General features: G+C 53.7%; 12 protein-coding genes and 2 pseudogenes. 11 read left to right on the top strand and 3 right to left on the bottom strand.

Features of this window, described 5'->3' with window-relative positions; genetic code table 11:
- From QMX88_RS22270 to QMX88_RS22260, 3 genes are all read left to right on the top strand, one after another.
- A partial coding sequence (locus QMX88_RS22270) for an alpha/beta hydrolase (protein WP_282372394.1) occupies window positions 1–228 on the top strand: 228 nt, incomplete at its 5' end.
- A gap of 469 nt (window positions 229–697) precedes the next feature.
- Window positions 698–2,674, top strand: coding sequence for an ATP-binding protein (locus tag QMX88_RS22265; RefSeq protein WP_282372392.1), 1,977 nt, complete (start codon window positions 698–700; stop codon window positions 2,672–2,674).
- On the top strand, window positions 2,665–3,078 hold the full coding sequence (locus QMX88_RS22260) for a response regulator (protein ID WP_282372391.1): 414 nt from the start codon (window positions 2,665–2,667) through the stop codon (window positions 3,076–3,078). The genes QMX88_RS22265 and QMX88_RS22260 overlap by 10 nt, the downstream gene beginning before the upstream one ends.
- Window positions 3,079–3,776: 698 nt before the next feature.
- Here QMX88_RS22260 and QMX88_RS22255 read toward each other — a convergent pair.
- Window positions 3,777–4,001: a DUF6555 family protein gene (locus QMX88_RS22255; RefSeq protein WP_192174991.1), complete on the bottom strand. Its 225-nt coding sequence runs from the start codon at window positions 3,999–4,001 to the stop codon at window positions 3,777–3,779.
- A 314-nt stretch (window positions 4,002–4,315) separates the two neighbouring features.
- On the opposite strand from QMX88_RS22255, the gene QMX88_RS22250 reads away from it, so the two are divergent.
- Window positions 4,316–7,786 (top strand): response regulator, encoded by a 3,471-nt coding sequence (locus QMX88_RS22250; RefSeq protein WP_282372390.1) that lies wholly within the window; start codon window positions 4,316–4,318, stop codon window positions 7,784–7,786.
- Between the two features lie 129 nt (window positions 7,787–7,915).
- Here the strand turns inward: QMX88_RS22250 and QMX88_RS22245 are convergent.
- Window positions 7,916–8,413, bottom strand: a pseudogene (locus tag QMX88_RS22245) (PAS domain-containing protein); the annotation flags it as partial.
- A gap of 441 nt (window positions 8,414–8,854) precedes the next feature.
- On the opposite strand from QMX88_RS22245, the gene QMX88_RS22240 reads away from it, so the two are divergent.
- From QMX88_RS22240 to QMX88_RS22230, 3 genes are all read left to right on the top strand, one after another.
- Entirely contained in the window at window positions 8,855–9,163 is a 309-nt protein-coding gene (locus QMX88_RS22240) for a putative quinol monooxygenase (protein ID WP_282372389.1), read from the top strand.
- 52 nt (window positions 9,164–9,215) lie between these two features.
- Window positions 9,216–9,584, top strand: a complete 369-nt coding sequence (locus QMX88_RS22235) for a hypothetical protein (RefSeq protein WP_282372388.1) — start codon at window positions 9,216–9,218, stop codon at window positions 9,582–9,584.
- Between the two features lie 264 nt (window positions 9,585–9,848).
- Entirely contained in the window at window positions 9,849–10,100 is a 252-nt protein-coding gene (locus QMX88_RS22230) for a hypothetical protein (RefSeq protein WP_282372395.1), read from the top strand.
- A 132-nt stretch (window positions 10,101–10,232) separates the two neighbouring features.
- Here the strand turns inward: QMX88_RS22230 and QMX88_RS22225 are convergent, their stop codons facing one another.
- Entirely contained in the window at window positions 10,233–12,458 is a 2,226-nt protein-coding gene (locus QMX88_RS22225; RefSeq protein WP_282372387.1) for a putative bifunctional diguanylate cyclase/phosphodiesterase, read from the bottom strand.
- 189 nt (window positions 12,459–12,647) lie between these two features.
- Here QMX88_RS22225 and QMX88_RS29865 point away from each other — a divergent pair, with 189 nt between their 5' ends.
- The 4 genes and pseudogenes from QMX88_RS29865 (at window position 12,648) to QMX88_RS22215 (ending at window position 14,496) form a co-directional block, all read left to right on the top strand.
- On the top strand, window positions 12,648–13,373 hold the full coding sequence (locus tag QMX88_RS29865; protein ID WP_442969487.1) for a PAS domain-containing protein: 726 nt from the start codon (window positions 12,648–12,650) through the stop codon (window positions 13,371–13,373).
- A gap of 32 nt (window positions 13,374–13,405) precedes the next feature.
- Window positions 13,406–13,612: pseudogene (locus QMX88_RS29860) on the top strand (PAS domain-containing protein); the annotation flags it as partial.
- Between the two features lie 78 nt (window positions 13,613–13,690).
- Entirely contained in the window at window positions 13,691–14,197 is a 507-nt protein-coding gene (locus QMX88_RS29855) for a methyl-accepting chemotaxis protein (protein WP_410110747.1), read from the top strand.
- Window positions 14,198–14,271: 74 nt separating this feature from the next.
- Entirely contained in the window at window positions 14,272–14,496 is a 225-nt protein-coding gene (locus QMX88_RS22215; RefSeq protein ID WP_282372386.1) for a hypothetical protein, read from the top strand.
- Window positions 14,497–14,588: the final 92 nt, after the last annotated feature.

Here is a 14,588-nt window from a genome sequence, read left to right as displayed (position 1 = left end):
CACGCCAATCTTCACGGTCTGCCGCCAGTGACTCTGATCAACGCCGAGATCGACCCGCTGCGTGATGACGGTGCGCAACTGGAGCAGGCGTTGCGAAACCAGGGCGTAAGCGTGGAGCGCAAGCTGTATGACGGCGTGACCCACGAGTTTTTCGGTACCGCTGCGGTGGTGGAGAAGGCTCAGGAAGCACAGGCCTATGCCGGCGCTCGCCTGAAGGCAGCGTTCTAACAAGCCTCTGGCTGCTGCGATGTCAAACCGTAGCAGCCAGTACCTTGGCTTACAGCTGGGTCAAAACGTGCCTACCGTATGACAGACATGGACCACTGGACGTCCGTTGTAACCGGCGACATCCGACCCAAAACAGACGGCTTAAGCCGTATATCCAGGAAAATTGCTTTTGCTCGAACCCTGACGTCTAGAATGGGTCTGATAGCGGATACTCGTTTAACCTATACCTTTTCGGTGCCTGTACTACACGGACGCACCGCTGCGCAGCCTTTGCTCGTAATGTCACCCTACCTCTTTGGATTGAGCCGGCATGCCCATACCCCCTGCTGATGAATTTGTTTCTTCCTCAAGGGGGAAGCTGACTTCTGACGTTCCACCCATGATCGGTGGGGGCCAAATGGGTGACCTGGTTCGAGGGACTGATTGGTCTCTAACCCCTCTGGGCGATTACAACCGCTGGCCAGCCTCTATGCGCACGGCACTGTCGCTGGTGTTGAACGCCAAAGGCATCGCTGCTTTATATTGGGGAGAACGGCAGTGGCTTCTGTACAACGATGCCTATGGTCTCGCGTTAGGGGATCGGCATCCTTCGGCTTTCGGACAGCCTATGCCTGACGTCCTGACGGACATTGGCCCCGTCCTTGGTCCTCAAGTTGCCGAAGTGCTGAGGACTGGTAAAGGGTTTGCCATCGAGAAGTTGTCCATGACCATGAACCGGCATGGCCATGATGAGGAGACCGTCTGGACCTACAGCTTTTCCCCCATACAGGGCGAGAGCGGTGGGTTTGCCGGCGTCCTGCTTCTTGCTACTGAAATGACTCAGCAGATCCTGGCCGATCGTGAAAGGGATAAAGCCGAAGGGGCTCGCGCGCAGGCGGTTGTCCAGCTGAAGGAGCTGAATGCTCGGCTCGAAGCTGAGGTGACTCGGCGCACCGAGGATCGAAACAGGCTGTGGTTACTGTCTTCCGATATCATGATTCGGTGCACATTTGAAGGGTTGATCACCGCTGTCAACCCCGCGTGGACTGTTTTGTTAGGTTGGCAGACGGATGAGTTGATTGGTCGGACCATTTTCGAACTGATTCACCCCGAGGACCTGGACCATACAATCAAAGCAGTAAACATGTCGGCTAGTGGACATGCTTACAGTCGGTTCGACAATCGCTACCGTCACAGGGACGGCAGTTACCGAAGGATTTCATGGTCGGCCCAGCCTGATGACCAGCAAGTTAACGCGGTAGGACGTGATTTCACGGCTGAGTATGACGCCGCGCAGGCTCTGGCTAAAGCAGAAGAAGCCTTACGCCAATCTCAGAAACTCGAGGCCATTGGTCAGCTCACTGGCGGCGTGGCCCACGACTTTAACAACCTGTTAACAGTAATCAAATCCTCTACGGATATGCTCAAACGGCCGGACATTGCCGACGAGCGTCGGGCTCGGTATGTGTCCGTTATCTCGGACACTGTTGAGCGGGCGGCAAAGGTGACTTCACAGCTTTTGGCTTTTGCCAGGCGTCAAGCATTGAAGCCCTCAGTGTTTGTCGCCTGCGACAGCGTAAAAGACTTGGCTGGGATGATAAGTACCATGGTGGGGTCTCAAGTAGAGATCAGTCTTGATCTCCCTGAGCAAAATCATTTTATCCGTGCCGACACCAATCAGTTTGATACCGCATTGGTGAACCTGGCTCTCAATGCTCGTGATGCCATGCAAGGCCAGGGGCGTCTCACGTTGCGAGTCCGCGCTGCAAAGCAATTGCCTGCCGTGCGATCGCATCCTGCCATTGTTGGCGACTACGTTGCTGTCTCGATCAGTGACACCGGCTCCGGTATCCCCCCAGAAAATCTGGAACAAATTTTTGAGCCGTTCTACACCACCAAGAGCGTAGGCAAAGGGACCGGGCTTGGACTGTCCCAGGTTTTTGGTTTCGCGAAACAATCGGGCGGCGAAATCGTAGTGACAAGTACGGTCGGCCAAGGCAGCACATTCACTCTTTATTTGCCTCGCGTAGTCCAGTCAGCTGAAAGCTTAAACGCTCCTGCTTCTGTTGCGCTCATTAACGGACATGGGACACGCGTATTGGTGGTTGAAGACAATGTTGATGTGGGCACCTTTACGGTCCAATCGCTCACGGACCTCGGTTATGCTCCCTTCCTGGCTCACGACGCCCAAGAGGCACTTGCCGAATTGGCAAAGGATGCCTACCAATTTGATATCGTGTTTTCTGACGTGGTCATGCCAGGCATGAACGGTATCGAATTAAGGCAGGAAATTGAGCGCTTGTACTCAGACTTGCCGGTTGTGCTGGCTACCGGATACAGCCATGTACTTGCGCAGAATGGCGCCACAGGTTTTGAGCTTGTGCATAAGCCTTACTCTGTAGAGCAGCTATCGAGCGTACTTCAACAGGTGCTCAGCGCGACAAGGCAAGGAACGCAATGCCCATAATTTCGTTTTCATCGAAGGAAGAGCCCGTCAGTGGTAGCGTGGTGATTGTCGAAGACGATCCCTTGATGCATCGGTTGATCGTGGAAATCTTTACTGACCTTGGTGCTGACTCCATTGGATTTTTCAGCGCTGACGAAGCCTTGATGCACCTCCTGCAGTCCAAAATTCCCTGTGCATTGCTGATCACCGATTTTACTCTGCCAGGTCAGCTTGATGGCAAGGAACTCGCGATGATGGTGCATAAGCGCTGGCCAAGTACCGCGATTATAGTGACCACCGGCTACGGAACTGAGGTGAGCCGTGACCTGCCTGCCGGAGTCGCATTCCTGCAAAAGCCTTGGAGTTTGGATCAGCTGGTGCAGACAGCCAGGCATATGCTCAAAACGGTCACTAATCGCAGCTAGATATTTAGGGACTTACGTTGAACCCCGCTATGAATATTTAAGCACGGTAACGCGCGAGGTAATCTATTGCGCAGAACCGCTGAACACTTAAGCGGTGTGGTGTTTTACCTCAAAGGGCTAGCGAGTGCAGATCATGTGCTGCGGTGATGTAACCGTCCACCTGTGAGCCCAAATGATAGGAGAACCCCGTGGTCTGCCGCCTGCTCAATTCCAGATATGAACCCCGACGCATGATTCGAGCGATAGGGCTGCCCCTGCAGTTGCAGGAGGGTCTACAGACATGTGTTGAACAGATCATGAGTGCGCACAACATCATAGATCTGAGTCATGCTCATGGCCGTGCCCTAGGTCTGAGCACCGGGTTCGGGATGGTGAACGCTATTACCCGTACGCATTTCAACCTATTGGGTGAGATCTATCAGCGGGCCTTCGACGATCGCCTTGTAATGCTGAGCAACCGGCGCATTCCTTGACCATAGCCTGGTACCGGCCGGGAGATGCTCATTTGATGATGGCCTTTTCCCGCCCGTAACGAAGCAGCGTTCCGATGGGTTTGACATCCATCTCGCGAAAGCCAACAGGCCAGTCAGCCCGACCCTCCAGCTTTCGCAGCTGACGATGTCAATTCAAGGTATGGTCACTGTGACCGTATGAGCAGTGCCCGACGGCGCAAACTCCATCATGGGCGTCTCAAGCTATTAGGCCTGAGACCATTGTACTTCGGCAATTCCATGCCGTTCAGCGAGGGATTTGCTGACAACCTGGACCTTGTCGCGACGGTATTTTGGGATCTGTGCAACCCCTGAGTCTACAGCAGCCCAGTGCCACGCCTCGGCATTGGTCATCGTCTCCGTGTTGACGTAAAAGCTCTTATACGCGCCGTTATAGATGTAGTCGATTCGATAATGGGCAGATTGTGCCATGGGTTGTTCCTTATCCCGAAAGCTGCGGATTGCGCCTATTCCGAAAGTCGCACGCCACCGTAGTTCCAGCAGCCTGTTTCGGTGGAACAATGTCATCAAGCGCAGCTCGTCTCGACTCATACTCAGGAGCGTCCACCAGTCTCTTGAGATTGCCGCTCAGAGTGTGCCGCCTAGCGCCATGCTAAAGCCGCCACATTGCAATACACGGAGTCCACACAAGCTTTGCGCATTACACATGGCGGGCAGTAGCCGGACGGTGAGTAATGGCAAATTATCAGATAAGCTTCCCGCCTTCCCCCTGAAGGATTTTCGACATGCCGACTGGAGCTGTTGACGAGCGTAATTTCCGTAAAATTTTGCGACGCAATGTCGCAGCGCCAGTAATGCTTGGCCTTTTTAGTATCTTGCTGTTCGTTTCCTTGATTGCCTATCTTCTCGATCAAATCGACTGGGTCGAGCACACGGATCGTGTGATCAACAATGCCCATGAAACGCAGAAACTCGCCGTGGACATGGAAAGTGGTGTTCGAGGGTATCTTCTTAGCGGTGATGAGCGTTACCTCGATACTTATGAGCTTGCCCGAGTCCGTGTTCCTGAGAGTATCAATGCGCTTCAGGCCCTGGTGTCGGACAACATTTCTCAAGTAGATCGGTTGCAGCGCATCGGAGCGCTGCAAGCGGCCTGGGCAGATCGGGCGCAGCGGATCATTGAAATACGGCGTAGCAACGGCGATGTCGAAAGTATCTTGCGAATGGGTAAAGGCAAGCAACTCGGTGATGAGATGCGTTCGGAGTTCAGAGACCTGATCGCGATGGAGCAGGGGCTGAGAATCTTGCGAACTGAATCGGTACATCGCACGACGTTCATTACGATCAGCACGTTCGTGTTATTCACCTTGGCTGCAAACCTTATTCTCGCCTATTTCGGTCGTAGAGAGCTCATACAGCTCTCCACTTCGTATACCACTATCGTGGACGCCCAAAATCAAAGCAAAGCCAGATTGGAACACGACGCTTGGCTCAAAGACGGGCAGAGCCAGCTCGCTCAGCGCGTATTGGGCGAGCTATCCGCGGATTCGGTTGGAAAAAATGCACTGGAGTTTTTTGCCGAATACTTGGGCGCTGTGGTCGCTGCCGTTTATGTCCGGCAGCCGTTCGGCGATTTTGTACGCGTGGCAAACTTTGGGTTTTCACGCGAGCAAGCTTCAATGGGCCAGGCATTTCAACTAGGGGAGGGCTTGATCGGAAAAGTTGCGGAGCAAAATCACATTGTTTCGCTGAATGATCTTCCTCCAGATTACCTAAAAGTAAAATCCGGCCTGGGCGATGCCCGACCTACGAGCGTACTAATCGCGCCGGTAGCCAACGATGATGGGGTCAACGGCGTCATTGAGCTGGGTTTCCTAAGAGCTTTGGAACCCAAAGACGCGGAGCTGCTGAAGCTGGTGATGCATGATGTTGGGGTAGCGGTAGAGTCTGCACGGTACCGGCAGCGCATTCAGGAAATCCTGGAGGAGACGCAGCAGCTGAACGAAGAGCTTCAGGTGCAACAGGAAGAGCTGCGCACCTCCAATGAAGAACTGGAGCAGCAGTCTCACGTACTGAGAGAATCTCAAGCCAGTCTAGAGGTTCAGCAGGTTGAGCTCGAGCAGACAAACGAGCAGTTGAGCAACCAAGGGCTGGAGCTGGCCCGGCAGCGCGACAGTCTTGATAGGAAAAACGAAGAGCTTCAGCTGGCTCAATCAGAGCTCGAAGCCAGGGCGCAAGAGCTGCAGCGTGCGAGCAGATACAAGTCCGAATTTCTTGCGAACATGTCACATGAGCTGCGCACCCCCCTCAACAGCTCTCTGATTTTATCTAAACTTTTGGCCGATAACGCTGGTGAAAATCTCACGCAGGAACAGGTCAAGTTCGCAGAGTCGATCTATTCTGCGGGCAATGACTTGCTGCATCTGATCAACGACATTCTTGACATTGCGAAGGTCGAAGCGGGCCGATTTGATTTATTTCCCAGCGAAATCAGCACTGCGCGTTTAGTCGAGAATCTGAAAAATACGTTTCAGCCACTCGCGGGCCAGAAAGCGCTCCAATTTTCCGTTGAGTTGCAAGAGGGGGTAGCACCCCTCATATACACGGACCAGCAGCGTTTGGAGCAGATACTCAAAAACTTGTTGGCCAACGCGATCAAGTTTACAGAGAGCGGTCGTGTGGAGACGACGGTTTCGTCTCAGCCAGGCGGGGGTGTCGCGTTTACTATATCAGATACAGGCATTGGCATTGCGGCTGATCAAATCGAGCGTGTTTTCGAGGCGTTCCATCAAGGAGACGGTTCAACTAACAGGCGTTTTGGCGGCACTGGGTTGGGGTTGTCGATCTCCCGTCAGCTAGCTGAACTGCTGGGGGGGACTATCACCGTGACTAGCGCTCCAGGCAAGGGCAGTGTCTTCACGTTGACGATCCCAGAACGTTTCGATGGCGAGATTCTCCCGGCCATGGTCGTGCAGGCAATTTCAGTAGCGATGCCGGCCTCGCTACCGGCGAGCGATACCCGTGCTTCACTTGCTTCGATCCCCACCTTTGCAGACGATCGCCAATACGCGCCGTTCGACAAGCGCGTGATCCTAGTTGTGGAGGATGACGCACGCTTCGCTCAGGTTCTTTATGATCTTGCTCACGAGCAAGGGTACCAATGTCTGGTGGCCCACGGTGCAGATGAAGGGGTTGAACTGGCATCGAAATTCTTTCCGGATGCCGTTCTTTTGGATATGCGGTTGCCAGATCATTCTGGGCTCACTGTGCTTCACCGCCTGAAAGAAAACGCTGCCACGCGGCATATTCCGGTCCACGTAATATCCGTTGAAGAACGACAGATGACTGCCATGCAGCTTGGCGCTGTCGGTTATGCAGTCAAACCAGCAACGTTGGTCGAACTTAAAGAGGTATTTGCCAGACTGGAGTCAAAACTTGCTCAAAAGGTCAAGCGGGTGCTTCTGGTTGAGGACGATGCCCGCCAGCGCGAGAGCGTAGTCAGATTGATCAGCGACGATGATGTTGAAATCAGCGCGGTGGAGTCGGGGGAAAATGCGCTTGTCCTCCTGCGCCGAGAAGCATTTGACTGCATGATTATCGATCTGGCACTGCCAGACATGACGGGCAACGACTTGCTCAAACACATGTCTATGGAGGCTTTGCCATCTTCGCCGCCGGTGATTGTCTACACAGGGCGATCTCTCACCCGGAAAGAGGAAGCAGAATTACTCCGTTACTCCCAGACGATTATCATCAAAGGGGCACGCTCTCCTGAACGCCTTCTGGATGAAGTGACCTTGTTCCTGCACAAGGTAGAAAATACCCTCTCCAGTGATCGGCAGAAGATGCTGATGGTGGCACGCAACCGCGATAGAGCCTTCGAGGGTCGCACTATATTGGTAGTGGACGACGATGTTCGGAACATCTTTGCGTTGACCAGCGCCTTGGAGCAAAGGGGGGCTTTGATTGTGGTAGCTCGCAATGGCGTTGAAGCTATTGAGCGACTCCATGGAGCGGAGCATGTCGATCTTGTGCTCATGGACATCATGATGCCGGAGATGGACGGCTTCGAGGCCACACGGCGTATTCGGCAAAATCCGGCTTGGCGAAAGCTACCCATCATCGCGGTGACTGCCAAAGCAACGAAAGAAGATCAAGACCGATGCTTGGCGGCAGGTGCCAATGATTATCTGGCAAAACCCATTGAGCTTGGGCGACTGTTTTCATTAATTCAGGTGTGGATGCCAAAAATTTAAAAGCTCACGTTCAGGCACTGCCAGCTTCAATGTTTATGTATAGAGGCTGGCTGCCGTTCAACTTTTTCAGTTGCAGCTCCGTAGAACCTTGATGGGAGACTGAACTGACAATCCTTGTTCGCTACTAAGTTCGATCAGCCCGGGGCGATCATCGGGATGAAGCGTCTCCACGATCTGAGCCAGTGGGATTCCTTCCTTGCCCAAAGCAGCGTCCAAACCAAACGCCACAGCGAATGCCTCGTCCACCGTAAAGCGATCCAGTTTCAGGTCCCATATCCAGCAACCAATGATGGCTCCAGCTGCTAGCGCAAGCTGCACACGTTGCACGTTTTCTTTGGTCAGCGCTGCACTGACCCGCAGCCGTTCTTCGGCGGTTCTTTGCTTAGTGATGTCAATCACAAATCCGGGAAAGCTGGTCCGTACGCCGTGTTCATCGGAGCCGACGCTGCCATGGGCCTCAAGCCAGTAATACCGACCACCAGCGCGCTTGACTCGGTATTGATGTCTATAGGCGCCACCGCGTATCACGGCCTCTGCGATCTCAGTGTCTAATCCTGGTCGGTCCTCTGGGTGAACGTTCTCAAGAACCTCGTTGATGGTCACTGCCTTGTAAAACAAGGCTTTCATCAAGCCCAAACGCCTCGGTAAAACCAATATCCACGGAGAAACTGTCCCGGATTGGGTGCCAAGCCCAAGTGCCTACGATTCCGCCTGCCTTGAGCGCAAGGTGTACATGCTCGATGCCTCTATTCGCCAGGAGCTCGTGTGAGCGTAGACAACGTGTCTCAGCCAGCTGTGATCGCAGACTCTCAACCTCAGAGCGAAGGGTCTCGATTTCCGAACCAATGGCTTGCGCAGCAAATGCTATACGCGTGGGAACCTACAAAGGCTTTTTGGAGTGCCTGCGGTGTGCAGAAGGCTGGCACCTTAAAAAATCCCTTGCCACCTAGCCAATAGGTGCAAAGCGATTTCAATAGCCTCCCTGCTTTTTCTGAATGAATATCTTACGTGGCATGTCTCATGCGCTGACGGCTCCATTCCGGCGCCGGCATTGTCAGGACTCCCCACATGACTTCACCTCTTAACGTCGTAGCGATCATGAAAGCCAAGCCAGGCATGGAAGCGCAATTGAAAAACCTGCTGCAATCAGCCCTGCCGCAATTCCAGCAGGAGCCTGGGTGCCAGGCCTATGCGCTGTTGACGGATATTGAAGACCCCACCCGCTTTGTTTCCTACGAAAGCTGGGACAATGAAGCGGCACTGCAAGCGCACATGATGGCTCCGACCCTGACAAACGCTATGCCGGTTCTGGAAAATATCCTAGCCGAGCCCATGCAGCAGATTCGCCTTAATCAATTGCCGGGTAGCACCGTCTAGGTCGTGGTATGCCATGCACGCGGGATTGACATCCGATTAAAGGGAATCAGTCATGAAACATATTTTCTTCACTTCGTTGTTTGCTTTTAGCCTGACCGCTGCAGCAGCACAGCAAAGCCTCAATCTTCCAAGCTGCGACATCCAAAACCAACAAGAAATAGCCGGGGAGACCGGAGCGCAGATCAGCGATCCAGGACAAGCACATATCTCAGTAAGAGCCAATGTTCTAAGTGCCGATATCAGTACCTCAAGAAAAGTCCGTCGTATTACCGAGGTTGAAGCACAGCGTATGGTGAAGCGTGTAGAGAACGTCCGGAATGAAACTAATCGGTTCGTCGAGCAGCAGGGTTTCTTGAGCGCGGCAGAGAAAGCTAGCTTTGACCGTGAGTTCGATGCCATTGCGACGCAGCTGTGTAGGTAAGAAAAACTGAACAACGCTCAATCCGGCACGAGTGGGGCTGTGGCCGTAGAAGAATACCGTGATCGTACCCCTAATCGAGCAGGAAAAGCGGCTATTGCGCCTGAGGGCTTGATGGCTGATGGTAACCACGGCGACAAGTCACCCGTTCCACCATCAGCTACACAAATAACCAAAATGTCGCTTCATCCACAAGCCCGCCCCGTGCGGGCTTTGTCAGTAGCAACAGGGCATTATCGGACCTCAGATCGTGCAGGAAAATCAGCCGTGACCAATCTTAGTGAAACGCTTCGTGCAACTGCCAGAAAATGGCGAAATGCTAACCAGGATCACCGTGGCGGCGTCGTGCTGATCTGGCAAGGCGCGGTGTACGGCTGGAAGGACTCCTTGCGTGACGCGAGCGATGAGAGCCCAGGCGTATACGCTGTGAATGAAACAGATCACATTTTCATTGCCGAAGGCGGTGATGAATACAACGGTGCAAAATGCTGGGTAGCGGCTGTTTTTGAAAAAAATTAGTAGGGGAGGGCGATGAGTACGAAAAAGCAATCTGCCCCGTATCCATTCCGACTGGAAGTCAAATGTGGGGTGGCATGTCCGAGCAAGGCTCGGACTTCGTCGGTTGACCTATGGACCGAGCGCCCTGGGCCATCAATCCGAGAGCAGTGCATGCATGTCCTCCGCAAGCAAGGGTGTGCTCAGCAGAATGCCTTGAGCATAAGGACAGCCTAGAATTCTGAGCTGAGCCATCTGGCTTTGCGTCTCTACCCCCTCAGCCACGATTGCCAGATCCAACACCTGGCCCAACGACAAAATACTTTTGACGATGGCAACGCTGCGCTCATGGCTCATCATACGGAAGACGAATGAGCGATCGATTTTGATGACATCAATAGGGTAGCGGTCGATATAGCTCAGGGAGCTGTAGCCCGTGCCAAAATCGTCCAACGCGACGCGAATGCCCTGAGCTCGAAGGGCTACCAGAGTCTGGAGCACAACATCCGGTTCATGCAGAAATACCGACTCGGTGATCTCTATCTGCAGAGTGCAAGGGTCAAATCCGGTCTCGTCAAGTATATGGGCAACTTGAATAGCGAAGCCCTTGCGGTTCATCTCGACCCCCGACACATTGACGTTGAGCTTGATGGTTTTCTTCGGGAAGCTGTCGCGCCACCTCCTGACCTCACGGCAAGCATTGCGCATTACCCAATGACCAAGGTCGTGAATGACGCCAATGTCCTCTGCCACGCTGATGAAAACATCCGGTGTGACATTTCCCCAGATCGGATGGCGCCATCGGATCAAGGCTTCAACCCCCACGATGGCCTCAGTTTCTACAGAGAAGATCGGTTGGAATACCAGGTAGAACTCATCGGCTGTGATCGCATGCTTGAGCGCGCTTTGCAGCATCAACATGTCGATCGAGGCCTGCCGCATCGACACATCGAAGATCGCAAAGCGACCACGCCCTTGTTTTTTGGCCGAATACATCGCCACATCCGCATCTCGAATCAGGTCCTCAGCTGTGTTGTGATGATTATCCAGGGTCGCGATGCCAATGCTGCAGGAGGTAAACAGCGTCTGGCCTTCGATCTCGATGGGTAGGCCAAGCGCTTGTATAATTCGTCCGGCAGTCTCGACAGCCTGTTTCTGGTGGTCTTCGCCGGTAAGTAGAACGGCAAACTCGTCGCCGCCAATCCGCGCAACCACCGCCTCGACGTCAATAGAATAATGCAACCGCTCCGCAACCCGTTTGAGCAACACATCACCAGCGTGATGACCTATGCCGTCATTGACGTATTTGAACCGGTCGAGGTCCATATACAAAACTGTAGCCGTGCTACGGCTGCCGTCGCCCTTTCTACTTAGGGCTTCCTCGATGCGGCTTGTGAAGTACGCCCGGTTCTTGAGTCTTGTGAGTTCATCGTGAAATGCAGCGTAGGACAACTCCTCCTGAATTCTCTCGCGCTCCACCAGCCGTGACTGGAGCGCCACGCGTTCCTCACGATCCATCTGTGCTTGTTGCAATGCCTCCTCAGCTTCTTTTCGCTCAGTGATGTCTCGCTGCACAGACACCCAATGAGTAAACCAGCCGTTCTCGTTTGCCACCGGTACGATGCTCATTTGTACCCAAAATCGAGTCCCGTCGCGTCGTGCGTTGATCAGCTCGACTTCGATGGGTTCCCATCGCTGCAACGACGCTCGCAATTGCCGAAGCGTGTCGCGGTTGCTCTCCTCGCATTGCAATATGCGAGGGGTCTGCCCTATGACCTCTTCGAGGGAAAAACCGGTATTCGCCAGAAACGCCGGATTGCAATAAACGATGCGCGGTCCCGGCATGTCGATGGGCTCGGCCTCTGTAATCAGGATGGCGTCCTTTGAATTGACCACCACCGACTCCAATAAGCGCAGGCGTGCGGCAGAATCATTTACCCGCGTTGGTTGGAGGGCGGCATAGAGGTCGGCAGCGTGAGTTCGCAGAAGGCAGATCTGCGCGGCGCTAAGTCCCTTGCGGGGTAGCGGAACTGTCATCAGCACCACACCAGCAAGACGCTCAGCAGCATCTTTGACGGCAATGCAGACCTGAAAAAAATCGCCGATCCCCCGCTCGAAACCTATAGGGAGAACGGCGTTGCCGACCATAATTTCATTGAGATCGACTACGTCGTCGTAAGACAACACGAATTTCAGCCAGGCATCGATAGCTTTTTCGATCTTAAAGTCTGGCGCGGATCCGTAGGTGGATGCGATGCGCCAGTGCCCGCCTTCGTGCAGAACCAAAACGGCGCCAGAACAGGCTTCTAGGCAGGAAGCAGTGCTTACGAAATTATCGAGAGCTGTCTTTTCATCCACGCCGGGGCAAGAATCTGAGGGCATGTGCAGTACCTGCAAGCGAGCTTGAAAGTGGTACAGATAAGGCCAATACCAAGTCGATGAGATTGGTTATAGCTGTCTTGCAGGCACTACGCTATCCCGCTGATTCAGAGGTGGCCGGCCTCTCAACCAACGTGTTCAGTGAAGACGAATCCAGTTTGAATGCAACATGATTTTTAGGGTTCGCTAGCCATGGTTTTGCTCAAGCAAGAACTTGATTGTCCTGTTCAAAACAACTGCACGGCTTGTCACCGAAACGTAGCCGTGCCGGTAAAAGCGTTGGCCGGACATTGCATGGGCGTTTGGTCCCTACAACCCACGCCGTCAGAGCTTGTTGCTGAAATTGCAATGCATGCTGCTATTGAGGGGAATACTCAAGGTTTCATTCGTCCCGTCGATAGTATTTTCATGTCAATGCGAGTGACCGTCATATTCAATAACCGGTTGAAAAACAGAATCCAGCAGTTGGAAAAACGGCTGGGAGCTCTGGAGCAGGTCAAGGCGACACTGGATCTCGAAACCGTGGCGGTCACGCTGGATGCGGCAGGCGTAATCCTGGAGGTAAATGCCCTGTTCGAAAAAGAGCTGGGATTCACTCACGCTGAATTGTCCGGTCGGACCCTGCGGGAGTTCAGCCCCGCTGAGCTGCACGGTGATGTCCATCAGCGCCGCGCGTTGGAGGCAATTGCCAAGGGCAAGCATTACAGTGGTACCTTGCGCCTGTGCAGCCGTGAAGGTCGTCATGTCTGGCTGCGGGCAATGGTTATACCTTTCGCCGGTGAGAGCGGACGGGTCGAACGCATCGTTTTGTATTGCAGCGTGCTGACAAGGACCATTGAGGCTTCAAGGGAGAATGAAGCATTGGTGGGGGCCCTGATGCGCTCCACTGCCGTCATCGAGTTTTCTCTGGATGGGTAGTCCTGACGGCCAATCAGAATTTTCTGCACGCCATGGGCTATTCATTGCCCCAAATCCAGGGCCAGCATCACAGGATGTTTTGCCTGCCATCCGATGTCGGTTCAACAGAATATGAGCAGTTTTGGCAGACCCTGCGCCAGGGCTCGTACGTCGCCGGGAGGTTTTGCCGATTGGATAAATCTAACAGGGAGGTCTGGCTGGAGGCTTCCTACAATCCGATCGTAGATGCCAACGGCAAGCTGTACAAGATAGCCAAACTCGCTACCGTAATCACCGACCAGGTCAACCGTGAGCGCGCCATATCGGAAGCAGCTGGCATGGCTCACGATACGTCTGTTCAAACAGACGCCAGTGCACAGCAAGGCCGCGGAGTTATCCAGAATACCGTTACAACCCTCAACACGCTTTCGGCGTTGATGGAAGATGCGGCGCATGGCATTGAGGCGCTGGATGCACAGAGCCAGGAAATCGGCACCATTGTCAAAACCATTGGCAGCATCGCGGACCAGACCAACCTGTTGGCCTTGAACGCAGCAATCGAAGCAGCACGCGCCGGAGAGCAGGGCCGGGGATTTGCTGTAGTCGCTGACGAGGTCAGGCAACTGGCCCTTCGAACCACTCAGGCAACGGCAGAGATTGTTGAGGTCGTGAAAAAGAATCAGATCCTCGCGTCCACTGCAGTGGACATGATCGGAAAAAGTAAGCAGCAGGCCGGTGCGGCGCTGGAGTTGGCAAGCGAGGCGGACGAGGTGATCAAGGACATTCAGCAGAGTGCCAACAGTGTGGTGGCAGCCGTTGAACAGTTCTCGGGCCAAGCCAGATAGTGATGGTTTTAAAATCAGGCTTGCCCAGCAATTCGCATTTACCACTCGGTTAGGCGCGATATCCAGGTGATCCTATGCTCGATGCTCTCAAACAATCCATTCGTAATCTGCACCTGGCTCACTGGGCCAGCCTTGAAGATGAATGTGATGCATTACTCATCAGGATTGAGCAAGCACGAAGAACACGTGTTGTGACTGACGGGCAGGCCATGCAGTTGGTCTATGATGTCCGAAACGAACGCTCACGTTGCTTTCGCAGCGTGAATCGTTGCCGCATCAAGGGCTCCGCTTCAAGTTGATTTTCCTTTGACCCCAATTCACCAGGTGCGGCTTTTCGAGACAGGACCGATGACTGAATGAGCGATCCTCGTCCAATTCAGCTGCCGCACTT

The sequence above is a fragment of the Pseudomonas sp. PS02290 genome (genome assembly GCF_029960075.1).
GTDB lineage: Bacteria > Pseudomonadota > Gammaproteobacteria > Pseudomonadales > Pseudomonadaceae > Aquipseudomonas.
This window is presented reverse-complemented; position numbering and strand designations above follow the sequence as displayed.

Coding starts and splice junctions, on each gene's coding strand:
- QMX88_RS22250 (WP_282372390.1), top strand. CDS start 4,316: ATGCCGACTGGAGCTGTTGACGAGCGTAATTTCCGTAAAATTTTGCGA.
- QMX88_RS22225 (WP_282372387.1), bottom strand. CDS start 12,458: ATGCCCTCAGATTCTTGCCCCGGCGTGGATGAAAAGACAGCTCTCGAT.
- QMX88_RS22235 (WP_282372388.1), top strand. CDS start 9,216: ATGAAACATATTTTCTTCACTTCGTTGTTTGCTTTTAGCCTGACCGCT.
- QMX88_RS22215 (WP_282372386.1), top strand. CDS start 14,272: ATGCTCGATGCTCTCAAACAATCCATTCGTAATCTGCACCTGGCTCAC.
- QMX88_RS29855 (WP_410110747.1), top strand. CDS start 13,691: ATGGCTCACGATACGTCTGTTCAAACAGACGCCAGTGCACAGCAAGGC.
- QMX88_RS22240 (WP_282372389.1), top strand. CDS start 8,855: ATGACTTCACCTCTTAACGTCGTAGCGATCATGAAAGCCAAGCCAGGC.
- QMX88_RS22265 (WP_282372392.1), top strand. CDS start 698: ATGCGCACGGCACTGTCGCTGGTGTTGAACGCCAAAGGCATCGCTGCT.
- QMX88_RS22260 (WP_282372391.1), top strand. CDS start 2,665: ATGCCCATAATTTCGTTTTCATCGAAGGAAGAGCCCGTCAGTGGTAGC.
- QMX88_RS29865 (WP_442969487.1), top strand. CDS start 12,648: ATGGTTTTGCTCAAGCAAGAACTTGATTGTCCTGTTCAAAACAACTGC.
- QMX88_RS22255 (WP_192174991.1), bottom strand. CDS start 4,001: ATGGCACAATCTGCCCATTATCGAATCGACTACATCTATAACGGCGCG.